A 23836-nucleotide genomic window follows, 5' to 3' on the forward strand; every position below is an offset into this window, starting at 1 on the left:
TGGACATTTCTGCTTGTTTGCCACTTTTTAAACAAGATTTATAATTACTTAATAATCATTTCTATGCTGAATAAAAGCATCAAATTTCTAATTGAAAATAAACTCGTAGCAGTTTTAATGCTCATCCTATTTATAGGTTGGGGCGTTGTAAACGCACCTTTTAGTTGGGACACCGGTTTTTTACCATCTAATCCTGTTGCAGTAGATGCTATTCCGAGATATAGGGGAAAATCAACAAATTGTTTTTACCAAGTGGCAAGGTCGTTCACCACAGGATATTGAAGACCAAATTACATACCCCTTAACAACTTCCCTGCTTGGTATTCCTGGAGTAAAAACAATTCGTAGTTCTTCTATGTTTGGTTTTTCCAGTATCTATATCATTTTTGAAGAAGATATTGAATTCTACTGGTCACGTAGTAGGATTTTAGAGAAACTAAATTCACTGCCAGCAAACCTATTGCCGGATGGAGTAAATCCATCTTTAGGACCCGATGCCACAGGTCTAGGTCAAATATATTGGTACACATTGGAAGGGCGCGATGAAAAAGGAAATGTAACTGGCGGCTGGGATTTACAGGAGCTGCGTAGTATTCAAGATTATTATGTAAAATACGGATTGTCCTCGGCAAGTGGTGTTTCAGAAGTTGCCTCTATTGGTGGTTATGTTCAGGAATACCAAGTTGATGTTGACCCTGAAAAAATGCGCCAATACAGTATTGGTTTAAGCGATGTTGTAAAAGCAGTAAAGGAAAGCAACCAAGATATTGGGGCGCAGACCTTGGAAATAAATCAAGCAGAATATTTAGTTCGTGGTTTGGGTTATGTAAAATCTGTGGCTGATATTGAAAATGCAGTAGTTACTTCAGAAAATTTTACTTCTATACGAATCAAGGATATCGCAAAAGTAAATTTAGGACCACAAACCAGACGTGGTATTCTGGATAAGGAAGGTGCCGAAGTTGTGGGTGGTGTCGTTGTGGCTCGTTACGGTGCAAACCCAATGGAAGTAATTAATAATGTGAAAGACCAAATAGTTGAACTTTCAACAGGATTACCGAGCAAAGTCTTAGCTGATGGGCGCACTTCACAAGTAACTATTGTTCCATTTTATGACCGTACAGAACTCATTCAAGAAACACTTCATACGCTGAATGAAGCCCTTACACTTGAAATTCTAATTACAATTTTGGTCATCATTGTGATGGTGTTCAACCTGCGCGCGTCTATTCTTATTTCAGGATTATTGCCTGTTGCCGTATTAATGGTATTTATTGCGATGAAACTATTCAATGTAGATGCAAATATTGTTGCCTTATCAGGTATTGCTATAGCCATTGGTACAATGGTGGATGTAGGCGTCATACTTGCCGAAAATATGATTCGGCATTTGGAAGATGAAAAATTACGCTTTAAAGAAAGTGGAATAGAATACACAACAAATGAAATTGTCTATAATGCTACTGCCGAGGTTTCAGGAGCTATTTTAACAGCTGTACTCACAACTATTATAAGCTTCATACCAGTATTTACATTGATAGGTGCTGAAGGCAAACTATTTAGACCACTAGCATTTACTAAAACAATGGCACTTTCTGCGGCCTTGGTTATTGCACTTTTCTTAATACCACCATTTGCCGCATTCTTGTTTAGGAAAACGAATATTAGAGAACGTTCTAAATATATTCTCAACGGTTTGCTTATTATTCTTGGCATCACTGCCATTGTTTACGGCTATTGGTTTGGGCTTATCTTAATAGCCTATGGCGTTGTTGCACTATTGAGCGTAAGAGATATTATAACAACTAAAAGAGCTAATTTATTTCACATTATTATTTCCTGCATTGCTATTGTGTTCTTGCTTGCTGAATATTGGCGACCGCTCGGTTTTGATCGGAGCATCTTAATGAACTTGATTTTTGTAGCGATTATCTGTTTTGGATTACTGGGGGTGTTTTCAATTTTCCAAAGGTATTATGACAATATATTACGTTGGGCACTTCAAAACCGATTACTGTTTTTAATCATTCCAACAACGGTGTTTATTTTAGGAGTGGTTATAATGCGAAATACTGGTAAAGAATTTATGCCATCGCTCAACGAAGGTTCGTTTCTTTTAATGCCTACATCTTTACCACATTCGGTGTAGAAGAAAATAAGCGTGTACTGCAACAACTCGATATGGCGGTTGCTACGATTCCAGAAATAGAAACAGTAGTAGGAAAATCAGGTCGAACAGAATCCGCGCTCGACCCTGCACCACTATCGATGTATGAAAATATGATTCAGTATAAATCTGAATATATGCGGAATGAATCCGGAGAGCGCCAACGTTATAAAATGAATGATGACGGATTGTTTGTATTGAAAAATGAAAAATTCATCATCAACCCAAATAACGAAATCAGTGACGATGCAAACTACGAAGCATCTCAGCTTAAAACAAACGCAACTAATGAAGATTTAATTCCAGATGATGATGGGGAATACTACCGTAACTGGAGACCGTGAAATAGTCAGTCCTGATGATATATGGAATGAAATAGTTAAGGTCACTAAATTTCCTGGAGTTACCTCTGCACCGAAACTACAACCTATCGAGACAAGATTGGTAATGCTTCAAACTGGAATGCGAGCACCTATGGGCATCAAAGTGAAAGGTCCTGATTTAAAAACCATTGAAGCTTTTGGTCTGCAATTGGAAGGTCTTTTGAAACAAGCCGAAGGTGTAAAAGAACAAGCTGTTTTTGCAGACCGTATTGTAGGTAAACCTTATTTGTTAATTGATATAAAAAGAGAGCAATTGGCGCGGTACGGAATTTCGATTATGGATGTTCAAGAAGTACTTCAAGTAGCCGTAGGCGGTATGCCACTTACCCAAACAGTAGAAGGTCGTGAGCGTTATGGTGTTCGTGTTCGCTACCCAAGAGAGTTGCGTGGTAACCCGTAAGACCTTAAAAATATTTATGTACCTGTGGAAAAAGGAAGTCCTGTTCCTTTAGGAGAGTTGGTGGATATTCGCTATGAACAAGGTCCGCAAGTAATTAAAAGTGAAGACACCTTCCTTGTGGGTTATGTGCTTTTTGATAAGCTAGATGGTTTTGCCGAGGTAGATGTGGTTGAAAATGCGCAGGCTTTGTTTAAAAAGAAAATTGAGGCTGGCGAGTTAATCGTTCCTAAAGGAATCAGTTATAAATTTACAGGTACCTACGAAAATCAGTTACGAGCGGAGAAAACACTTTCTGTTGTAGTGCCACTCGCACTTCTTATTATTTTCTTGATTCTATATTTCCAGTTCAAATCAGTCAGCACATCGCTTATGGTATTTTCAGGAATTACTATAGCCTTTGCTGGTGGTTTCATTATGATCTGGTTGTACGGCCAAGATTGGTTCTTCAATTTTAATCTTTTCGGGGAAAATATGCGAGATCTGTTCAATATGAAAACTATCAATTTAAGTGTGGCGGTTTGGGTAGGTTTTATTGCACTTTTCGGCATTGCTACAGATGATGGCGTGGTAATGGCCACCTACCTCACGCAGACTTTTGACAGAGAAGAACCAACAGACAAAAAGGGGATTCGACTGGCAACCCTTGAAGCTGCTGGCAAGAGGATAAGACCTTGTTTAATGACAACCGTAACTACCATTCTCGGCACTATTACCCATACTCACTTCTACAGGAAAAGGAAGTGATATAATGATACCTATGGCAATCCCAATTTTTGGTGGGATGATTATCGATATTACCTCTTATTTCTTGTTACCAGTGCTATTTAGCTGGAAGAAAGAATATCAATTAAAACGAGCTACAAAATGAGATATATAATTTTAATAATATTTGTTTTTTTCGCTTTCGCGGAAGTAAATGCACAAGATTTAGCATCCTATATTCAGGAAGCCGAAAAGAATAATCCGGAAATTCAAGCTTTTGAATTGCGCTACAACATAGCGGAAGAAAAGGTAAATGAAGCTGATTGGTTACCAAACACAGAGATTGGCTTAGGCTACTTTGTGAGCGAACCAGGAAACCCGAACAGGGGCGCAACGTGCACGTTTTTCAGTAAAACAAATGTTGCCTTGGTTTGGAACCATATCAGCAAGGGAAAACTATGCTTCATCAATGGCCGAAGCCCAATTTGTTGATATAGCGATTGCAAAAAGAAAACTTTCGTTATCAGTATCCCAATCCTATTATAAACTCTATGCAATAAGTGCAAAACAGGGTATTCTGGATGAGAATATAGAACTTCGGAAACCTATGAACGCCTTGCATTAACCTCTGTAGAAGTGGGAAAGGCATCAGCGGTTGATGTACTTCGCCTTCAGATAAGACAGAACGAGTTGATTCAGCAGAAAGAAGTGCTGGAACAAGATTATTTGGCGGAGCAAGCGCTCTTTAATAATCTTTTGAATCGTGATGAAAATATTGCCGTAGAGGTCGTAAAGCAGATGATAATTCCCGAAGAAGATGTGTTTATTTTGACTGACAATCTACAGCTTAACCCGTAACTTATTAAATACGATAAATTATATGAATCTATCGAAGAAGCCGAATTATTAAACCAAAAAGAGAGTGCGCCCAATATCGGTTTTGGTTTGGACTATGTGCCTGTATCAGAACGTCCGAGATATGAATTTTTCCGATAATGGTAAAGACATTGTGATGCCTATGGTTTCTATTTCAATTCCCATTTTCAATAATAAATATAAGTCAGTGACAAAGCAAAATGAATTGAAACAATTGGAAATAAAATCACAGAAAGAAGAGAGGCTCAATAACCTTGAAACACGTCTTGCACAAGCTATTTATAATAGAAATACAATGAGAATTAAGTTTAATGTACAAACAGACAATTTAAAGCAGGCGAATGACGCCGAAGAAATTCTCATTAAGAATTACGAAACCGGAACTATAGATTTTAACGATGTGCTCGATGTACAAGAATTGCAGTTAAGGTTTCAAATCAATTTAATCGAATCTAATAGAGGGTATTATACAGAATATGCCATCATAAATTATTTGACAAAATGAAAACAATAAAAATTATTACGCTATTACTTTTCACAACTTCAATTTTTGCCCAAGTAGGCACAAACGGAAATGATAGAAAGGAAGATGGGCGACCTGTTAAGGAGTATAACCTTACCATTGAAGAAAACGAAATGACACTTGGAGGTGTTACTGCCAATGCAATGACCATCAATGGAGGTATCCCTGGGCCTGTTTTGGAATTTAATGAAGGAGACCTTGCTATAATCAACGTAACCAATAAAATGGATGAAGAAACTTCAGTGCATTGGCACGGATTGATACTTCCCAATTTTTACGACGGGGTTCCATATTTAACTACCCCACCGATTGAGCCAGGAACAACCTTCCAATACAGAATCCCAATCAACCAATCGGGAACATATTGGTACCATTCCCACACAATGCTACAAGAACAAAAAGGTGTTTATGGGTCTATTATCATTCATCCAAAAGAGAAAACCTTGGAATATGATAAAGATTTAGTCGTGGTATTATCAGATTGGACCAATGAAAAACCAATGAATGTATTACGAAACCTTAAAAGAGGTAACGAGTGGTATCAAGTTAAAAAAGGCACAGCAGTGCCATTAAGTAGAGTCATTTCAGAAGGTGCCTTTGGTGCCCAACTTAAATTTTGGAGAGACCGTATGGAAGGAGCTGATATTGCAGACATTTATTATCCCGCATTTTTGTCCAACGGTAAAAAACTGGCAGAATATCCGAATTTAGGGCTGGCGAAAAAGTAAGGCTTCGCTTTATCAACGCATCGGCTTCTACCTATTATTGGATGGACTTTGGCGGAGGTAACCCAATGTTGGTTTCCAGTGATGGTGTTGATGTGCAACCCGTTTCCAAAAGCAGATTTCTCTTTGGCATAGCCGAAACGTATGATGTAATTGTAACTATTCCGGAAGGAACTATTGAAATTACCGCAACCGCTCAAGATGGTTCAGGTCATACCTCTATACAGTTAGGTAATGGCACTCTTTACCCAGCCAAAAGAATTGATAGACCTGATAAGGTAGCGATGATGAAGCAAATGGCTAGAATGGATATGAAAATGGGAGCACCTGCAATGGTTGGAAACAAGAAGAAGAATACACCCGAAGTTTTAATGCAGAAGTACGGAATGAAGATGAATATGAAGGACGGCGAGATGAAAATGGGGAACGATAAGATGTCGATGAAAGATGGCAAAATGAATGACCAAATGGATATGAAGATGGATGATACAATGGGAATGAAAAAAGACTCGATGTCAATGAGCCATAATGGAGCATCAAATAAAATGGAAGGTCATATGCACAATATGCCAATGATGCAGAAGGATTCTACTTCTTTTGATTATGAGGAGCGAAAGACATACTTCAACTATGATTTTTTAGAGGCAAAAGAAAAAACTGAATTTAAGGCAGATTTACCAGTAAATGAAGTGTTGCTTAACCTAACAGGTAATATGAATCGCTATGTATGGAGTATGAATGGGGTGCCATTATCAGAAACGGATAAGATAAATATAAAAGGAGGCGAGGTAACCGGAATTACATTAAATAACCTGACTATGATGCACCATCCAATGCACTTGCACGGTCATTACTTCAGGGTCATCAATGAAAAAGGAGAACGTTCCCCATTAAAGCATACCGTGAACGTACCACCAATGCAGAAAGTTATTATTGAATTTTATAACGAAGAGTATGGCGATTGGTTCTTTCATTGTCACGTATTGTACCATATGATGGGTGGTATGGCAAGAGTGTTTAGTTACGATACCCCAAGGGATGATAGAATGAAAGATTATCCAGTTCAGAAACTTATCGATGAGACAGACCATTATTATTCGTGGGGATTGGCTCGTGCAGGTTCAAATTTTAATGAACTCTTTTTAACGTCGAGCAATATCCGAAATGAATTTGGTTTGAGAGCAGAGTTCGATTACGACCAAAATCTTGAAGCCGAAATAAGTTATAATAGGTATCTGAACGATTGGGTACGTGTTTATGCAGGAGTAAATACCGAAACGTCAACACCAGATTCTTACGATACATTTAATACCGTAGGATTGGTTGGTGTAAAGTATTTTACGCCTTATAGATTTAATGTAGATGTGAGTATGGACCATCAGCTACGCCCAAGAATACGTTTGGACAGAGAATTATTGATTTTTCCAAGAATTTTTCTCGGAAGGCGAATACGAATACAGAGCAGATTTTGGATGGGTCAATGATTTAGAGAATAATAAATCATTTGAAAGCGAAACACAATGGTTGGTAGGGGTTGCATACATTCTTTCACGCAATTTTTCAATCCAAGCTAACTACAATAACCGATATGGATTGGGTGGTGGACTATTAGCAAGATTTTAAACAACTAAAAATTAAAAAGATGAACTATTATTTTAATAAAACAATCAATGGAACCTTCGAAGAGGTCATAGAGAAAGTGACACAAGGATTAAAGGAAGAAAGTTTTGGAATCCTTACAGAAATTGATGTAACAGAAACACTAAAGAAAAAACTGGATATAGACTTTAAAAAGTATAGGATACTCGGAGCTTGTAATCCGCCCTATGCACATAAAGCTTTGCAAGCAGAAGATAAAATTGGAACGATGTTGCCCTGCAATGTCATAGTACAGGAAATCGAAGCAGGTATCATTGAAGTTGCGGCCGTAAACCCAATGGCATCAATGCAAGCTGTAAAAAATGAAAAATTGAATGAGGTAGCCAGCGAAATAACTGCAATGTTGGAAAACGTAATTGAAAAATTATAAGACACTATAAAAAGGCAGTAATAATAATTAATAAACACAAACTTAAATTAAAACAAAATGAGCAAATTAAAATCAACATTAGGTATAGTTGCGATAGCATTCATAACCTTAACAGTAATGTCTTGTAAAGACAACAGCAAAGAACAAAATAGCACGGATGGAGACCATTCACAAATGAACCACGATAACAGTGATGGTCATCACGACGGCGAAAAGAAGGAAATGGCAATGAGTGGAGATAGTAATGCGCAAGCGGTATTAAATGACTATTTCAACTTAAAGAATGCGTTGGTGGGAGATGATAATGGCAAAGCCAAAGAACTTGGGGCAACCCTCGCAACATCCTTAGGAAATTTTGACGCCTCACAATATACCGATACCCAGCAATCGGAATTAAAGGATATTGTTGAGGATGCAGTTGAACACGCAGAACACATTTCAGAAAGTGATATAGCACACCAGCGCGAACATTTTAAAGTTTTAAGTAAAGATGTAATAGATATGGTAGCTATAACAGGAGCAGAGATGAAGCTTTACGAGCAGTTTTGCCCTATGTATGATGGCGGTACAGCTTGGCTAAGTACTAAAGAGGAAGTGCGCAATCCATACTATGGTAGTCAAATGTTAAAATGCGGCAAAGTACAACGTGAAATTAACTAAATGAAAATTGTAAAGATTATAGCAATAATACTACTGGTAGCGTTCGTGGGAATTCAATTTATTCCCACTACACGCAATCAAAGTGATACTGTACCGTCAACTGATTTTATGCTGGTCAATAATGTACCGGAAACTATTCAAAAAAAGTTACAGGTATCCTGCTATGATTGCCACAGCAATAATACTCAATACCCTTGGTATAATAAGATTCAACCTGTTGCTTGGTTTTTGGAAGACCATATTAAAGAAGGCAAAGCTGAACTTAATTTCAACGAATGGGATTCATTATCCAGCCGAAGAAAAGCAAGTAAGTTAAGGTCTATTATCAAGCAGATTGAAAATGGCGAAATGCCTTTGAATTCTTACACTTTGATACATAATGAGGCAACATTTACAGAAGCTGAAGCAGAAGAGTTAATCAATTTTATCACACAATTAAAAGATAGTTTATAAACAATAATTTAAAAGTAATTAAAATGAAAAATTTAAAAATGAGTATTGCAGCAATGCTATTGTTAGCAGTTTCTTTTACCAATGCACAGGAAAAAGAAAAAATGAACCACGATCACGGAGATATGAAAATGGACCATAGCAAAATGATGAATAAAAATAGTGACGCAAAAGCAGAAGCTATTTTAAGTGATTACTTTAATTTAAAAGATGCTTTAGTTGCGGACGATACAAAAAAGGTAGCACAAGCAGGAACAAAATTGGTAGCCACTCTTAAAGCATTTGATATGGGTAGTTATACAAAAGAACAACAAAAAGAGCTGGCCGATATCATAGAAGATGCTACCGAGCACGCAGAACATATTTCTGAAAGTGCGATAGACCACCAACGCGAGCACTTTAAAACGTTAAGTAAGGATATTACTGATATGGTAGCTATTACGGGTACAAAAAGCACGTTATACGAGCAATTTTGCCCAATGTATGATAAAGGTAGTGCTTGGTTAAGTACAAGTAACGAAGTTAGAAACCCGTATTACGGAAGCAAAATGCTTAAATGTGGAAAAGTTCAAAAAACTATTCAATAGATAGCCTTTTGTATAAAAATATTTTCAATGTTCGCGTTTATTAGTTAACAGAAGGTTGTAAAATGAAAAAGATATCTGAATAGTTTTTAAGTCCTGTCCTGGGAAGGAAAACAATGTTGATGGTTAGTGTTAGTTCCTTCCCTAGTCAGGCACAACGAATTTTGAAAAAGAAAAGTTGATTTGGTTAATAGCAGCCTGCACAAGGGAGAGAGATTAAATCCCTAAAATAATAACATCTCTCTTCCTAGGTCAGGCGATTAAAAATTTATGGTGAAGAGAAGTTTAGTGAAGAGTACTTGATTGTGAGGGGTAAACATTTTGGTTGGTTTATTGGTTAATAAAGGTTGCCTCTCATTTTCAAGTATTATTTAAAGGATTTTGCATATAAAAAAGGATGATATAACAATGAAAGAGTGTTGCAAAGACGGGTGTCAAAATACAACTGAAAAGTCTGTAGTTAGAAAATGGTTCAATTACATAATATATACCATACTAATCTTAATAGTTGGTGGTGCTTTGGCGCTTCAATTATTTAGTTAAGGAAATAAATTGAAAATGACTAAAGTGAACACAATAGAAAAATCTGAAAGAATTGGCTTTTACAAGCAACTGTTTAAAAAGGTATTGCTTACTGCAATTATAGTGATTGCTCTATCGTTAAGTTATATACTATGGGTAGGTGTAGATTCCGCCAGCCAATTTCTACCCTTTATAATTGTTGGTTTGGCTTTGGTCAAAACCATTTTTATCGTAAGGCTCACTTTTATACAGTTAAGTAAAATAATAGGCGAAAGTCATCAGCTAACCCACGTTCTTACTTTATTTGGGGTATTGATTATTTTGATTGTCCTTTCGTTTTCAGCAGATTATCACGCTTTATATACTTTGAACCCTGAAAATTTTAAATCGAGTACAGCGCTCAATGGCTCATTTTCATTACAGTTTTTTGAGTTTTTATATTTCAGCTTAATTACTTTTTCATCGGTTGGCTTCGGAGATATTGTGCCATTGAATATTGCAGGTAAACTATTGGTAATGATGGAAGTTTTCTTGAGCTTTTTGGTATTGGTATTTGGTATTGCAAACATTAATAGAATTCACGTTAACAAATAACCCCTTTAAAACTATAAATATGAAAGTACTTAAAATTATTACACTCGTAACTGTTCTCATTTCAACAGTCAGCATTACCAATGCACAGAATGATAAAGATTCTAAAGATAAAAAAGATGTTATCGCAGTAATGAAAGCTTACAAAGATGCACTTCAAAACCTAACGACAGAAGGTACTTTTGAATTATTTACCGAAGATTCCAAAGTATTTGAATCTGGTGGTGTAGAAGGCTCGTATGCGCACTATATAGAACACCATTTGGGACCTGAGTTGGGGCATTTCAAAAAATTTGAATTTTCAGATTATGAAATTGATGCGGAAGTAGATTTGCCCTATGCATTTACAACCGAAACCTACATCTACACTATCGTGCTCAACCCGGATGAAAAAAGCGAAAGTAGAACAATAAAGAAAAAAGGAGTAGCAACGTCAATCTTAAAAAAGATGGATGGTAAATGGAAGATTATTAAAACACATTCTTCGTCAAGAAATGTAAAATAAAATTTAAACTGTGAGCGAATTTTTAAAACAATGGGGCGAAGCAGCCTATACGACCACTGGATTTTTCTCGGATGGCACTTTGGGCTTTCATTTTGGGCTATATCATCAGTAGTATGATACAGATTTTTGTGACTGAAAAAAGGATGCAAAAAACAATGAACGAGAGTGAAGGTAAAAGTGTACTCTTAGGCACGTTTTTCGGCTTTATAAGCAGCTCGTGTAGTTTTTCGGCTTTAGCGGGCACAAAATCTATCTTTAAAAAAGGTGCAAGCTTTGTGTCTTCCATTGCTTTTCTTCTTGCATCGACCAATCTCGTAATTGAGCTTGGAATCATCATTTCCATATTTTTGGGATGGCAGTTTGTAGTCGGCGAATATGTAGGTGGAATCCTTTTAATTCTTATTTCGTGGATTTTGATACGAATAATCAATCCTAAAAAGCTCATAGAAAAAGCGCGCAAGAATTTAGAGAACGAAGATGACGATTCAATGGATGATTCCCAAGATTGGAAAAAACAAATCAAGAAAGAAGATAGTTGGGCAAGAGTTGCCAAAAAATATAAGATGGAATGGCAGATGGTATGGAAGGACGTTACCGTTGGCTTTACCATTGCAGGTATCGTCGCAGCCTTCGTTCCCGATTCTTTCTTCCGGACACTATTTATCAATAGTGGTCAGGGCAATACAGACTTTACCTTTCTTGAAATATTGGAACATATCGTTGTAGGACCTATTGCCGCATTTTTGACTTTTATTGGCTCAATGGGTAATATTCCGTTGGCGGCATTGCTTTTTGGAAAGGGCGTGAGTTTTGCAGGGGTTATGGCTTTTATTTTTAGTGATTTGGTAGTCTTTCCTGTACTTCGTATTAACGCCAAGTATTATGGGTGGAAAATGTCGCTGTTCATTTTATTCTTACTGTTTACGGCATTAATAGGAACAGCTTTGGCTCTGCATTACTCTTTCGATTTGTTGGGTATGTTGCCTGACACATCACAAGTTAAAATACAGGACAAAGAGCATTTCAAAATTGACTATACCTTCTATTTGAATATGGCTTTTCTCGCAATTTCAGGATATCTCATATACTTAGGGTTTTTCAAGAGAAAGGATGTAGAGCACTCAATGAGCGAAATGGCACCGAAAAGTCCATTCCTTGAGAGTGTTTTAAAATATGCAGCCTATATCTGTTATATATGGTTGGCAGGTGGACTGATTGTAAAATTCTTTATACCATAATTATGAAACACACTTACCACATACAAGGGATGACCTGCAATGGTTGTCGTACCAGCGTCGAGCAGAAGCTTTCGGAAGTAAGCGGTGTCACAAATGCATCTGTAAATCTTGAAAAGGAAGAAGCCATCATACAAATGCAAGGCCATATAGATGCCGCAATATTTCAAAAAGCACTTCCGAGAAAAATACACCATTTCAGAAAAGAAATCCGAGCAAAATGTTTTTGCGAGTACTGGTAATGGTAACGATGAAGATAACGTTTTCTCAAAAGCGGAAACTGAAAAATCAAAACTACAACAGCTGAAACCTTTGCTCATTATTTTGGGATATATCGCTATCGCAACGGTGTTACTCAATTATCAACGGGAAAATTGGAATAGTGCGATGCTCGACTTTATGGGGTTGTTCTTTATTGTTTTTAGCTTCTTTAAAATTTTAGACTTGAAAGGCTTTCCGAGATAGTTTTAGAATGTATGACCCACTTGCCAAAATAGTACCAGCCTATGCTTGGGTATATCCATTTATAGAAACAGCTCTTGGATTGATGTTCTTGATGCGTTTTGAAATACCCATCGCATTAATCGCAACCCTAATCATTTTGGGGATTACAACCGTGGGCGTAACCAAAATATTGCTGGACAAAAAATCGATACAATGCGCTTGTCCGGGTACAGCACTCAAACTACCTATGACCGAAGCTACCTTTATAGAAAACACCATTATGATTGTGATGGCAGTCGTTATGTTAACAAGAATACTTTAATACACAAAATAAAACTATCACAAATGAAAAAAATCATAGTAGTACTCGGTATTATCCTTTTCGCTTCCTGTAAACAAGAAGGTAAAGAGACCAAAGAAGTTGAGGCGAAAGAGGTAGAAACAGCTTCTCAAACCGCTGAACCCGACAAGAAAAAGCCATTAAGCCCACATACATCGGCAATGGCAATGATAGGCGATGCCCATATCCATATAGATTATTCATCACCAGGCGTAAGAAATAGAATTATTTTCGGTGGATTGCTGGCCTATGACCAAGTCTCGGCAGGCTGGTGCTCATATGGCTACTTGGCTGGAAACAAATAAGGACTTAAAAGTTGATGGTAAAGAATTGATAGCTGGGAAATATGGGTTTTTTGTAATTCCAAATCAGGAAGAATGGACAATTATTTTCAACAGGAATTGGAATCAACACGGTAAGGACGACTATAACGAAAATGATGATGTATTAAGGTTTAAAGTTACGCCTAAAATTTCCAATGAAATCAAGGAACATTTAGAGTATAAAGTAAACAAAACAACAGAGAAATCAGGAACAATCTCAATGAGTTGGGAAAAAGTCACGGTTGAATTTCCTTTTGAAATAAAGTAATATGGTCAACAGAAAAACAGCGAAATGGATTAGAAAAACGCACCGCTACTTGGGTATCTTTTTAGGTATCCAGTTCTTGATGTGGACCATTAGCGGAATGTATTTCAGTTGGACGGATATTGATGAAATACACGGAGACCAATTTAAGAAAGAAGAACCTAAACAGGAATCTTTCAACAATTTGTTGGGTACGAATAAACTAAAAAAAGAGCAACCCATTCAAACTTTGGAATTACTGGAAATAGCTGGTAAACCTTATTATTGGATTAATGAGACCACACTTTTCAACGCAAGTACTGGAGATATAAAAAATGGTATTACTAGAGATGAAGCAAAACAAGTGGCTACTAGATATATGTTATCAGACCTCAAAATATCAGGTATTGAACTTATTGATGAAGTTGGAGACCATCACGAATATCGTGGTCGTCCACTTCCGGCGTATGAAATTTCGTATGAAACACCTCAAAATTTAAAGGCCTACGTGGCCATTGAAAATGGCGCATTTCAAACGGTAAGACACAGGGATTGGCGTTGGTTCGATTTCCTTTGGATGACACACACTATGGATTATCAAGGTAGAGACAATTTTAACACATTAGTATTGCGAGGGTTTTCACTATTAGGGTTGATTACTGTATTAAGTGGTTTTTTACTTTGGTACACGTCATCCCCAACCATTAGAAAAATAATTAAAAAGAAACGAAAATAAGTAACACTAAAATCAATATATAATGGAAAATTCAAAAAAAAACAATTACACAAAATTTGTAGGTATGCTGGCGGCATCATTTGTGGCAATGTACATTACAATGTACCTAAACTCTTATCAATTAGATCACGTCTATTTTAGCCTTACTCGTTTTTATATGAGTTGCTTGGGTATTGCTGCTATGGCCATTATAATGTTTGTGGCGATGCGTAATATGTACCAAAACAAAAAGAAGAATATCGCCATTGTTTTGGGTAGCATTGTGCTATTTGTTGGTGCATTAGGATTGGTACGCGACCAGAAATCAACGGTAGGAGACATATTATGGATGAAAGCAATGATACCTCACCACTCTATTGCGATTTTAACAAGTGAGCGTGCTGATATCCAAGATCCGTGAAGTTAAAAAGTTAGCTGAAGATATTATCAAGGCACAAGAAAAGGAAATTGCAGAAATGAAAGCAATGATAAAACGATTGGAAAATAACAAATAAATAAAATTAAAATGAATAAAAACATCATTTATATAGGTGTTGCCTTGATTGTTGGCCTGTTAGGCGGCTTTCTACTATTCGGTGGAGGTTCTGCGGACAAGGCAACAAATAATGTGAAAGACACCCACGACCATTCAGAAGAAATTGCTTCTAATCAAATGTGGACGTGTTCTATGCATCCACAGATTATGCAACGAGAACCTGGGGATTGTCCCATTTGTGGAATGGATTTAATTCCAGCCGAATCTGGTGCAGATGGCCTCAATGCCAATGAAATAAAAATGACCGATAACGCAATGGCTCGGCCAATATCCAAACATCACTTGTAGGAAAAGGACAAATGGGAAATAATTCTCTTAAGTTATCCGGTAAGATTAAAGCCAACGAAGAGTCAAATGCCGTACAGGTTACATATTTTGGAGGAAGAATAGAAAAACTGTACGTTAATTCTACAGGAGAACGTGTTGGAGCAGGACAACGCTTGGCAACTATTTATTCGCCGAATTGGTTGCGGCACAGCAAGAACTGCTTACCGCTTCATCATTAAAAGAATCGCAAACTGAATTGTATAAGGCTGTTAGGAACAAACTTAAACTTTGGAAACTTTCAGAAAAGCAAATCAACGCCATAGAAACTGCTGGGAAAGTGCAAGAAAACTTTCCGGTTTTTGCAACCGTTTCAGGAACGGTAACAATGAAAATGGTAGAAGAAGGGGATTATTTAAAGCAAGGACAACCCTTATATAAAATTGCGAATCTCAATACAGTATGGGCAGAATTTGATGCTTATGAAAATCAAATTTCATCCTTAAAAGAAGGACAGACTATTAAATTGACCACAAATGCTTATCGCAATGAGGTTTTTGATGCAAAAGTCTCATTCATCGACCCCTTATTAAATTCTGCGACTAGAACGGTGGTTGTAAGAGCGGTCTTGCAAAATAAGAAAGACCTCTTTAAACCGGGAATGTTTGTGGAAGGGGTAATTGAGGGTACGCAAACAAGCACCGAGAATACCGTTTCCGTACCGTCAACCGCTGTTATGTGGACGGGAGAACGCTCTGTAGTCTATGTCAAAACAAACCCTAATGAAGCTATTTTTGAAATGAGGGAAGTTTTATTGGGCAATGCCAATGGCGATAGTTATACCATTCTTGAAGGTTTAAAGAATGGAGATGAAGTCGTAACTAACGGAACGTTTACCGTAGATGCCGCTGCACAATTACAGGGAAAAAAAAGTATGATGAATGCATCTGGTGGTAAAACAATGACAGGCCACGAAGGGCATTTGGGAATGCAAGAAGATAATTCGGAGAAAATACAAATGAAGCCAACCATTCTCAAATGAAAGAAAGGATTGAAGTTTCAAACAAATTTCAGAATCAGTTAAAACAGGTTTTTGATGATTATATCCTTTTAAAAGATGCTTTGGTAAATGATGATGCCAAGGGCGCTCAACAGGCAGGAAAACAAATAAACCAATCCTTGAAAAAAGTGGATATGAAATTATTATCTGATGAAAAAGCACATAACCATTGGATGACGATTCAGAAAGAACTAAAGACCTCGGCTAATTCTATTGAGAACGAGTCAGATATAGCAACACAAAGAGCACATTTTAAACATCTTTCTGCGCATATGATAAGTAGCGTGCAACTTTTTGGGGTTAACGAAAATGTATATATCCAGTTTTGTCCAATGGCAGACAACAACAAGGGAGCGTACTGGATAAGTTTAGAGGAAGAAGTCCGAAACCCATATTATGGTGAAGCAATGTTAACCTGTGGCGAGGTTAGGGATACATTAAAATAATCAGGTTTAGAGTTAATTGGTAAAAAGCGGATTCTTCAGACTTTGATATTTTTAAAGAGAAGAAAGATGATGAGTGAAAGTAGAAGAAATAGAAGAAAAAACAAGAAAAATACATATAAGCAGAAAAATCCGATTACAAAAAAAGATAAGGTTATTGGAATTTCAGCTATGATAGGATTATTTATTGCTGCAGTAATATTAATCATATATCTAAATTTAGAGTTTATCAAGCAGCTGTTTCATATATGAATAATACAATCTACATAAAAAATATGGTCTGTCCGAGATGTATATCGGCAGTTTCCCAAATTTTGGTAGGCTTGAATATTGATTACAAAGCTGTCAAGTTAGGAGAAGTAGAATTGGTTTCAATACTCAATGAGTCTGAAAAAAAATCTTTATCAAAAAAGCTACGGAATGCAGGATTTAGTTTGATTGACGACCGTAAAAGTCAGCTTATCGAGCAAATGAAAACTTTGGTTGTGGAGAAAGTACATCATTCCAATCAAGAGACCGATTTCAAATGGGCAGATATTGTTACAGGCGAACTTAACTTGGATTATAAATATTTAAGTTCTCTATTCTCGTCGGTAGAAAGTATCACGTTTGAGCAATACATTATCAACCGAGAAGATTGAACGTGTTAAAGAACTTATAGTTTACGATGAATTAACCTTGAGTGAGATAGCTTTTCAACTACATTATAGTAGCGTTGCATACTTAAGCAATCAATTCAAAAAAGTAACGGGAATGACACCTACTCAATTCAAGAAAATATTAGATAAGAACCGTAAATCTTTAGATGAGATATAATGTGATTTTTTGAATTTTAATTAGCTCTATACAATATAGTGGCAAGTGTAAAATATTAATGCGCTTTTTGTTGTTAGCCATATCGATTATATTATTAATAGTTGGTGGTAATTTGAAAAAATAACACAATTTAAAATGAAAATAACATTCGAACTACTTAACATATACAAGATAAATGAGCAAAGCAATCACAACAACTTAATAATTAAGACGTTAATTTATTATGAAAAAATATAAAATATTATTCTTTGTTATCAGCTTGTCAATTTTTGTGGCTTGTGGTACAGATGATAATAACACTGAAGAAGAACCGACGACTGAAAACTTCATTTTCGAAGATGGATTTGAAACTCAAAATGACCTGTTAGATGAACTGTTTCCTTCAAACGGTAACAGATGGTCCACAATACAACAAACCGACCCTTCAAATGCTATTAATGAAATTTCTATAACGAATGCAGAATTTACTGAGGGACAAAATGCACTTCGTTTTCTTGCATATCAATCGGATTCGCAATTATCAAAAATAGATATTGAGAAGAACGGATTAAATATAAAATCAGGAGATGAGGTCACAATAACAGCTGATTTTTACATAACCGGAACTGAATCTTTGGAAAATTTATTGCTCATTGATTTAGAATGTTGTTCTTGTTGGGACCCTTCGGTTGGTGACAATTATGGTTCGGAAAATCAATGTCCTGGAGTGAGGCTTATGATGTCCGGAGATAATGATTATCTTTCCGTAGAAAGAGGAAAAATATCAGGAACAACCTTACAACAAACTAATTTTGTTTTTCCAAGAAACCAATGGGTCTCGGTACAATGGGAAATGACTATGTCTGATACTGAAAACGGACTTAATAGATTACTCATTAACGGAACAGAAGTTCTGAATGAGAGTGCTATGAATATGCCAAATGCGCAGGTTTTTAGTGATGTATTTACAAATCAAGGAATTGATTTCACTTTACAAGAACCTACCTTTTACGAACGGGTACAAATTGGAGCAACAGCTAATCCTACTGCTGGTAATATTGAATTATTTGTCGATAATTTTTCTATTAAAGTGAAATAAGATGTGCCACAAAAGGAATACTAATGGAAGTTCAATTAAAATCAGAAATTACCTGTCCAAAATGCGAACATAAAAAAGTAGAAGATATGCCAACAAACACTTGTCAATTCTTCTACGAGTGTGAGAACTGTAAAACAGTTTTGAAACCAAAAAATGGAGATTGTTGTGTGTATTGTTCATACGGAACAGTTCCCTGCCCGCCTATTCAAGAAAATAAAAGTTGATGATAATTTCTTTGCACAACCTGTGCATCGATTAATTTGTATCTTTGTAAAACTTTATGAAAATATTCTTTTCTATATCAATGTCTATTTTACTCTTTTTTCAAGGAATCAGCGTAGATATGGACTTATGTGGGCCAATTAAAGAAATTTCAAACTTAATTTCCCATTATCAAGACCATAAAGTATATGGCGACTCTTTCTTTGAATATATAGTAGAAGATTACATCGCAAACGATGCAAAAAGCGAAGGGCATCATAATAATTCAGATAAGGATAACGTACCTGTCCATTCTCATCATCAATGTTGTCATCCTGTAGTTTTTATAGCAAACACCGCAACACCTCTTATCAATCGATTTAAGTTTGAAGATAAAGAGCACTTTAATTCATATACCGTCAACTTCAATTCCGGATATCCGGAATCCCTTTTCCAACCCCCTCAAGTATAATTCAGTTTTTTTAAGGGTAGCTATATCCTAACGTGATGCTTCTCAAGATAGGCATTGCTATATAAATGCGTTGCACCTATTCGCAACGTAAGTTTTAAACTGAATTAATACATTTTCTATGATTAACAAAATCATTTCATTTTCCATTAATAATAAATTTATTATTGGCTTATTTATAGTGACATTGGTTGGTACGGGCATTTGGTCTATGGCCACTATAAACTTGGGTTCTGTACCCGACATAACAAACAACCAAGTGCAGGTAATAACCGTGGCCCCAAATTTGGGGACAGAAGATATTGAGCAATTTGTTACCTATCCCGTAGAATTGGCAATGGCCAATCTTCCTGACGTTATCGAACTGCGTTCAGTATCCCGTTTTGGGCTGTCCGTAGTTACAATTGTCTTTAAGGATGAGGCAGGCACTTATCTTCCCCGGCAATTGGTACAAGAGAAATTAACCGAAGTTGCTGGAGAAATCCCCGAAGGCTTCGGCACGCCATTTATGGCACCCATAACAACAGGTGCGGGCGAAATCTACCAATACACCTTAAAATTAAAAGAGGGCTACGAAGATAAATACGATGCTATGGAGCTTCGTACCATTCAGGATTGGATTGTAAAACGTCAAATGGCATTAGTACCTGGAGTCGTAGAGGTAAATGCTTTTGGTGGTTATGTAAAGCAGTATGAAGTTGCCATAAACCCTAATAAGCTGAAAAGTTTCGGTATTACAATGAATCAGGTCTTTGAAGCCCTTAAGGTGAACAATGCCAATACTGGTGGTGCTTATATCGAAAAAAACCACCAAGCCAATTTTATCCGTGGCGAAGGATTGGCACGAAGTATCGCCGATTTGGAAAATACGGTTGTAACCACACAAAACGGAAGCCCTGTTTTAATACGGGATGTCGCCGAAAAAGTAGGCTATGGTAATCAAGTGCGTTATGGTGCGTTTACCCAAGATGGACACGAAACTGTTGGTGGACAAATTTTAATGCTGAAAGGCGAAAGCCCAGGCAACGTAGTCGAAAATGTGGAGAAGCGCATTGTAGAAATACAAAAATCCCTACCCGAAGGCGTTTATATAGATACATTTTTAAGCCGAAGTGAATTGATAGGAAGAACCACAAGCACCGTTGAAAAAAACCTCATAGAAGGTTCCCTCATTGTGATTTTTGTTTTGGTCTTGCTTTTGGGAAGTTTCCGTGGTGGCTTGATTACCGCTTCGGTAATCCCTTTATCATTGCTCTTCGCATTTATTTTGATGAAACAATTCGGTGTATGGGCTAACCTAATGTCATTGGGTGCAATCGACTTTGGAATCATCGTAGATGGTGCAGTAATCATTGTAGAAGGAATGGTGTTTCACATTCATCAACGGATGAAAAAATCAACTAAGGTCATCGAGCAGGCTGAAATGGACGAAATTGCTTATGAATCTGCCAGTACGATGATGAATTCGGCGTTTTTCGGACAACTTATTATCCTTATTGTATTTACACCAATTCTATTTTTGACGGGTGTAGAAGGAAAAATGTTCCGTCCAATGGCGTTTACTTTTGGATTTGCCGTTTTAGGAGCAATTATCCTTTGTCTTACTTACGTCCCAATGATTTCTGCAATGTTCCTTAAACCTACTAAAAATCAGAATAGTTGGTTTGCAAAATTTGAAAACAAGATAGATAGGTTCAGTGATAAAATAATGGCGGGCCTAAATCGAGCTTACCTTCCTTTGCTCAATTTCGCACTGCGCTTTCGGGCTGGTGTCGTGATTGGCGCAGTTGCTCTATTACTAATTGCAGGGTTTATTTTCAGCAATATGGGTGGCGAATTCATACCTAAATTTGATGAGGGCGATATTGCGTTTCAGGCTTTGATAAAACCGGGGAGCAGTCTTACCGAATCCATTGAGGCTTCAAAAAAACTTCAAAATTTAATCAATGAATTTCCGGAAGTAAAAACGGTAGTTTCAAGGATTGGTGTTGCTGAAATACCAACAGACCCAATGCCAATGGACATTGCCGATAGTTACATTATTCTTGAAAAAGATAAGAGCAAATGGACTTCTGCAGATAGTAAGGAAGAACTCATAGAAAAAATCCAAGAAAAAATTTCAGTAGTTCCCGGCGTAAATTTTGTGTTTACCCAACCTGTAGAACTTCGTTTTAATGAATTGCTTACAGGTGTCCGTGAGGACGTAGCAATCAAACTGTACGGAGAAGATTTGGGCGTGTTGGCAGACAAGGTACAGGAAATCGCAGCAGTCATCAGAACCGTTCCTGGAGCTGCTGACCTTAATGTGGAGGCTACAAGTGGTTTGCCACAAATGACAGTGGTGTATAACCGCGCAAAAATGGCACAATACGGTGTAACCGTTGACAAGCTGAACGATTATGTGAGTGCGTCATTTGCAGGAGAAAAGGCAAGTGTGATTTTTGAAGGCGAAAAACGGTTCGATGTGGTCATTCGTTTGGCAAAGGAATTTAGACAAGACATCAACAGCCTTAAAAATCTTTATATCGATTTGCCAAACGGAGCGCAAGTGCCTTTAAAGGAAGTGGCAGATATCAGCTATAAGCCCGGGCCAATGCAGATTTCAAGGGACAATACCTCTCGTCGTATTTCGGTAGGGGTCAATGTTCGTGGGCGCGATGTAAAATCGATGGTCGAGGAAATTCAGCAAAAATTGGAAACGGACGTGAAATTGCCACCTGGTTATTTTGTAACCTATGGAGGTTCGTTCGAAAACCTTCAACGAGCTTCAGACCGATTAATGATTGTAGTGCCTATTGCACTTTTCCTAATATTCATATTGCTCTATTTTGCCTTGAGTTCGTTCTCGCAGTCCTTAATGATTTATATGGCAGTGCCATTGGCGGCCATTGGTGGCGTGTTTGCACTTTGGATAAGGGGAATGCCATTTAGTATTTCTGCGGGAGTAGGTTTTATAGTGCTCTTTGGAGTTGCGGTTTTAAACGGATTGGTACTGATAAACAAATTCAATGAACTAAAAGAAAGTGGAATGACAGACTTAAAAAAACGAATATACGAGGCAACCCACGAGCGTTTACGCCCAATTTTACTGACGGCTACCGCAGCCATTATGGGCTTTATACCAATGGCGGTTTCTACCTACTGGTGGTGCGGAAGTACAACGTCCTTTGGCGACAGTAGTAATCGGTGGACTTATAACGGCTACCTTCTTGACATTAGTCGTCGTTCCTGTCCTGTATTATTGGTTGGAATCACGAAAAGGAAAGAAAAACAATGGTGGTGGCGCAAGTTACATCAAGAATAACACAACGGTTATTATTGTGTTATTGAGTTTGGGAGGGTTTTTAACCCCAAATGCAGCAAATGCACAGGACGGCCGAGATGAGCCAGGTACTCACTTTGGAAGAAGCCATCGCTCCGGCCAAGGAGAATTACCCTTCCCTAAAGGAAAGTCAAGCCTTTATTGAGCGTGAACAGGCGATGAAAGGCACCAGTTTCGATTTGGGGAATACGCAGATATTTACGGGGAAGGAAGAAGCCGGCAATGACTTTCCCGGTGTACAGACCACAATTGGGGTACAACAGGGAAATATTGATTTGCTTTCCGGTTTTTCAAAATCCAAGTTCTACAAAGAACGGGTCGAACTGGGCGAAAAGTTCTACGCCGTCAACGAACAGCAATTGATTCGCAATGTGATGCAGGCTTACGACCGTATCAATTATAACAAGGCACAATTGCGGTTTGCGGAACAGTTAGATAGTGTTTATGCCAACTTTAGGACCGCTGCCGAGTTGCGCTATGATACAGGGGAAACTGGCAAGCTGGAATTTATTGCCGCTTCTTCTGAATATCAACAGATTCAGGTTTTACGACAGCAAGCCTATGATGACATTGAAATTGCAAAAAGGGCATTGAAGCAGTATTTGGGCATTGACCAAGAAATAGAAACGGTTGGTCAGCTCTATGAACCGATGGATTTTTTGGCCAATTTGGATTCGGCTTCCGCAGCCAATAATCCTTTGCTTCAATATGCTATGCAAAATGCGGAAGTAAGCAAAGCCAATATCGGTGTAGAAAAAGCACAGTTCCTACCCAAGTTCAACTTGACCTACGGCAGGCAGATTGTGGATGATGTGTCGGGTTTCAATACCTATCAGGCCGGTATTAGTATACCGCTTTGGTTCTTTCCACAGAAATCAAGGGTAAAGGCTGCTAAGGCAGATGCTATGGTTGCCGAGAACCAATATCTCGAACAAAAAGCAATGACCGAAAGTAGGGTTTCCCAACTATTAAAATCATTGGAAAAGACCCAAAAAACACTTAACTATTATCAGGAAGGTGCATTGCTTTTGGCCGAGGAACAAATTACTACGGCAGAACTGGCTTCTAAGGAAGGTGAAATTGATTATGTGAACTATATCACAATACTCAACAGCGCCATCAGGATAAAACAAAATCATATACAGTTTATAAATCAATATAACCAGCAGTTCATTGAGTTGCAATACCAACTGGGTAACCTATAATCTA

General features: G+C 37.4%; 13 protein-coding genes and 9 pseudogenes. All 22 read left to right on the forward strand.

Translation table 11 applies throughout. From position 1 onward, the window contains the following. The first annotated feature begins 63 nt into the window (after positions 1–63). A pseudogene (locus tag N7U66_RS17095) lies at positions 64–3818 on the forward strand (efflux RND transporter permease subunit). Continuing rightward, a pseudogene (locus tag N7U66_RS17100) lies at positions 3815–5033 on the forward strand (TolC family protein). Before N7U66_RS17095 ends, N7U66_RS17100 begins: the two co-directional pseudogenes overlap by 4 nt. Beyond that, positions 5030–7399, forward strand: a pseudogene (locus N7U66_RS17105) (multicopper oxidase domain-containing protein). Before N7U66_RS17100 ends, N7U66_RS17105 begins: the two co-directional pseudogenes overlap by 4 nt. Before the next feature lie 19 nt (positions 7400–7418). Next, positions 7419–7805, forward strand: coding sequence for a DUF302 domain-containing protein (locus N7U66_RS17110; protein ID WP_267676235.1), 387 nt, complete (start codon positions 7419–7421; stop codon positions 7803–7805). 57 nt (positions 7806–7862) lie between these two features. Beyond that, entirely contained in the window at positions 7863–8465 is a 603-nt protein-coding gene (locus N7U66_RS17115; RefSeq protein ID WP_070237424.1) for a DUF3347 domain-containing protein, read from the forward strand. Next, positions 8466–8918 carry a heme-binding domain-containing protein gene (locus N7U66_RS17120; protein ID WP_267676236.1) on the forward strand — a complete coding sequence of 151 codons (453 nt, stop codon included), beginning with the start codon at positions 8466–8468 and terminating at the stop codon, positions 8916–8918. 23 nt (positions 8919–8941) lie between these two features. Beyond that, the gene (locus tag N7U66_RS17125; protein ID WP_267676237.1) at positions 8942–9502 is read left to right on the forward strand and encodes a DUF3347 domain-containing protein; all 561 of its coding nucleotides are present in this window, start codon (positions 8942–8944) and stop codon (positions 9500–9502) included. A 555-nt stretch (positions 9503–10057) separates the two neighbouring features. Continuing rightward, the gene (locus tag N7U66_RS17130) at positions 10058–10615 is read left to right on the forward strand and encodes a potassium channel family protein (RefSeq protein WP_267676238.1); all 558 of its coding nucleotides are present in this window, start codon (positions 10058–10060) and stop codon (positions 10613–10615) included. Positions 10616–10634: 19 nt separating this feature from the next. Next, complete coding sequence (locus N7U66_RS17135) at positions 10635–11117, forward strand: YybH family protein (protein ID WP_267676239.1); 483 nt, start codon at positions 10635–10637, stop codon at positions 11115–11117. A 10-nt stretch (positions 11118–11127) separates the two neighbouring features. Next, positions 11128–12355 (forward strand): annotated as a pseudogene (locus N7U66_RS17140) (permease). Positions 12356–12357: 2 nt separating this feature from the next. Continuing rightward, positions 12358–13118: pseudogene (locus N7U66_RS17145) on the forward strand (heavy-metal-associated domain-containing protein). Positions 13119–13141: 23 nt separating this feature from the next. Beyond that, on the forward strand, positions 13142–13441 hold the full coding sequence (locus N7U66_RS17150) for a DUF2911 domain-containing protein (RefSeq protein ID WP_267676240.1): 300 nt from the start codon (positions 13142–13144) through the stop codon (positions 13439–13441). Continuing rightward, entirely contained in the window at positions 13371–13727 is a 357-nt protein-coding gene (locus tag N7U66_RS17155; protein WP_267676241.1) for a DUF2911 domain-containing protein, read from the forward strand. Before N7U66_RS17150 ends, N7U66_RS17155 begins: the two co-directional genes overlap by 71 nt. A 1-nt stretch (position 13728) precedes the next feature. Further along, complete coding sequence (locus N7U66_RS17160; protein WP_236979844.1) at positions 13729–14439, forward strand: PepSY domain-containing protein; 711 nt, start codon at positions 13729–13731, stop codon at positions 14437–14439. Positions 14440–14461: 22 nt separating this feature from the next. Next, positions 14462–14933: pseudogene (locus N7U66_RS17165) on the forward strand (DUF305 domain-containing protein). Positions 14934–14944: 11 nt separating this feature from the next. Then, positions 14945–16744, forward strand: a pseudogene (locus tag N7U66_RS17170) (efflux RND transporter periplasmic adaptor subunit). Between the two features lie 66 nt (positions 16745–16810). Beyond that, positions 16811–16993, forward strand: a complete 183-nt coding sequence (locus N7U66_RS17175; RefSeq protein WP_267676242.1) for a hypothetical protein — start codon at positions 16811–16813, stop codon at positions 16991–16993. Next, a pseudogene (locus tag N7U66_RS17180) lies at positions 16990–17557 on the forward strand (helix-turn-helix domain-containing protein). The gene N7U66_RS17175 and the pseudogene N7U66_RS17180 overlap by 4 nt, the downstream one beginning before the upstream one ends. Before the next feature lie 223 nt (positions 17558–17780). After that, on the forward strand, positions 17781–18635 hold the full coding sequence (locus tag N7U66_RS17185) for a hypothetical protein (protein WP_267676243.1): 855 nt from the start codon (positions 17781–17783) through the stop codon (positions 18633–18635). Between the two features lie 23 nt (positions 18636–18658). Beyond that, positions 18659–18859, forward strand: a complete 201-nt coding sequence (locus N7U66_RS17190; RefSeq protein ID WP_267676244.1) for a GDCCVxC domain-containing (seleno)protein — start codon at positions 18659–18661, stop codon at positions 18857–18859. Positions 18860–18978: 119 nt separating this feature from the next. Beyond that, positions 18979–19308 carry a hypothetical protein gene (locus N7U66_RS17195; protein ID WP_267676245.1) on the forward strand — a complete coding sequence of 110 codons (330 nt, stop codon included), beginning with the start codon at positions 18979–18981 and terminating at the stop codon, positions 19306–19308. 118 nt (positions 19309–19426) lie between these two features. Then, positions 19427–23832: pseudogene (locus N7U66_RS17200) on the forward strand (CusA/CzcA family heavy metal efflux RND transporter). The last annotated feature ends 4 nt before the right edge of the window (positions 23833–23836 follow it).

Origin of the sequence: Lacinutrix neustonica (assembly GCF_026625145.1) — a bacterium.
GTDB lineage: Bacteria > Bacteroidota > Bacteroidia > Flavobacteriales > Flavobacteriaceae > Lacinutrix > Lacinutrix neustonica.

What these genes read in the sequence shown, in the direction of transcription:
- N7U66_RS17110 (WP_267676235.1), top strand. Translation starts at nt 7,419, where the DNA reads ATGAACTATTATTTTAATAAAACAATCAATGGAACCTTCGAAGAGGTC.
- N7U66_RS17115 (WP_070237424.1), top strand. Translation starts at nt 7,863, where the DNA reads ATGAGCAAATTAAAATCAACATTAGGTATAGTTGCGATAGCATTCATA.
- N7U66_RS17120 (WP_267676236.1), top strand. Translation starts at nt 8,466, where the DNA reads ATGAAAATTGTAAAGATTATAGCAATAATACTACTGGTAGCGTTCGTG.
- N7U66_RS17125 (WP_267676237.1), top strand. Translation starts at nt 8,942, where the DNA reads ATGAAAAATTTAAAAATGAGTATTGCAGCAATGCTATTGTTAGCAGTT.
- N7U66_RS17130 (WP_267676238.1), top strand. Translation starts at nt 10,058, where the DNA reads ATGACTAAAGTGAACACAATAGAAAAATCTGAAAGAATTGGCTTTTAC.
- N7U66_RS17135 (WP_267676239.1), top strand. Translation starts at nt 10,635, where the DNA reads ATGAAAGTACTTAAAATTATTACACTCGTAACTGTTCTCATTTCAACA.
- N7U66_RS17150 (WP_267676240.1), top strand. Translation starts at nt 13,142, where the DNA reads ATGAAAAAAATCATAGTAGTACTCGGTATTATCCTTTTCGCTTCCTGT.
- N7U66_RS17160 (WP_236979844.1), top strand. Translation starts at nt 13,729, where the DNA reads ATGGTCAACAGAAAAACAGCGAAATGGATTAGAAAAACGCACCGCTAC.
- N7U66_RS17175 (WP_267676242.1), top strand. Translation starts at nt 16,811, where the DNA reads ATGATGAGTGAAAGTAGAAGAAATAGAAGAAAAAACAAGAAAAATACA.
- N7U66_RS17185 (WP_267676243.1), top strand. Translation starts at nt 17,781, where the DNA reads ATGAAAAAATATAAAATATTATTCTTTGTTATCAGCTTGTCAATTTTT.
- N7U66_RS17190 (WP_267676244.1), top strand. Translation starts at nt 18,659, where the DNA reads ATGGAAGTTCAATTAAAATCAGAAATTACCTGTCCAAAATGCGAACAT.
- N7U66_RS17195 (WP_267676245.1), top strand. Translation starts at nt 18,979, where the DNA reads ATGGACTTATGTGGGCCAATTAAAGAAATTTCAAACTTAATTTCCCAT.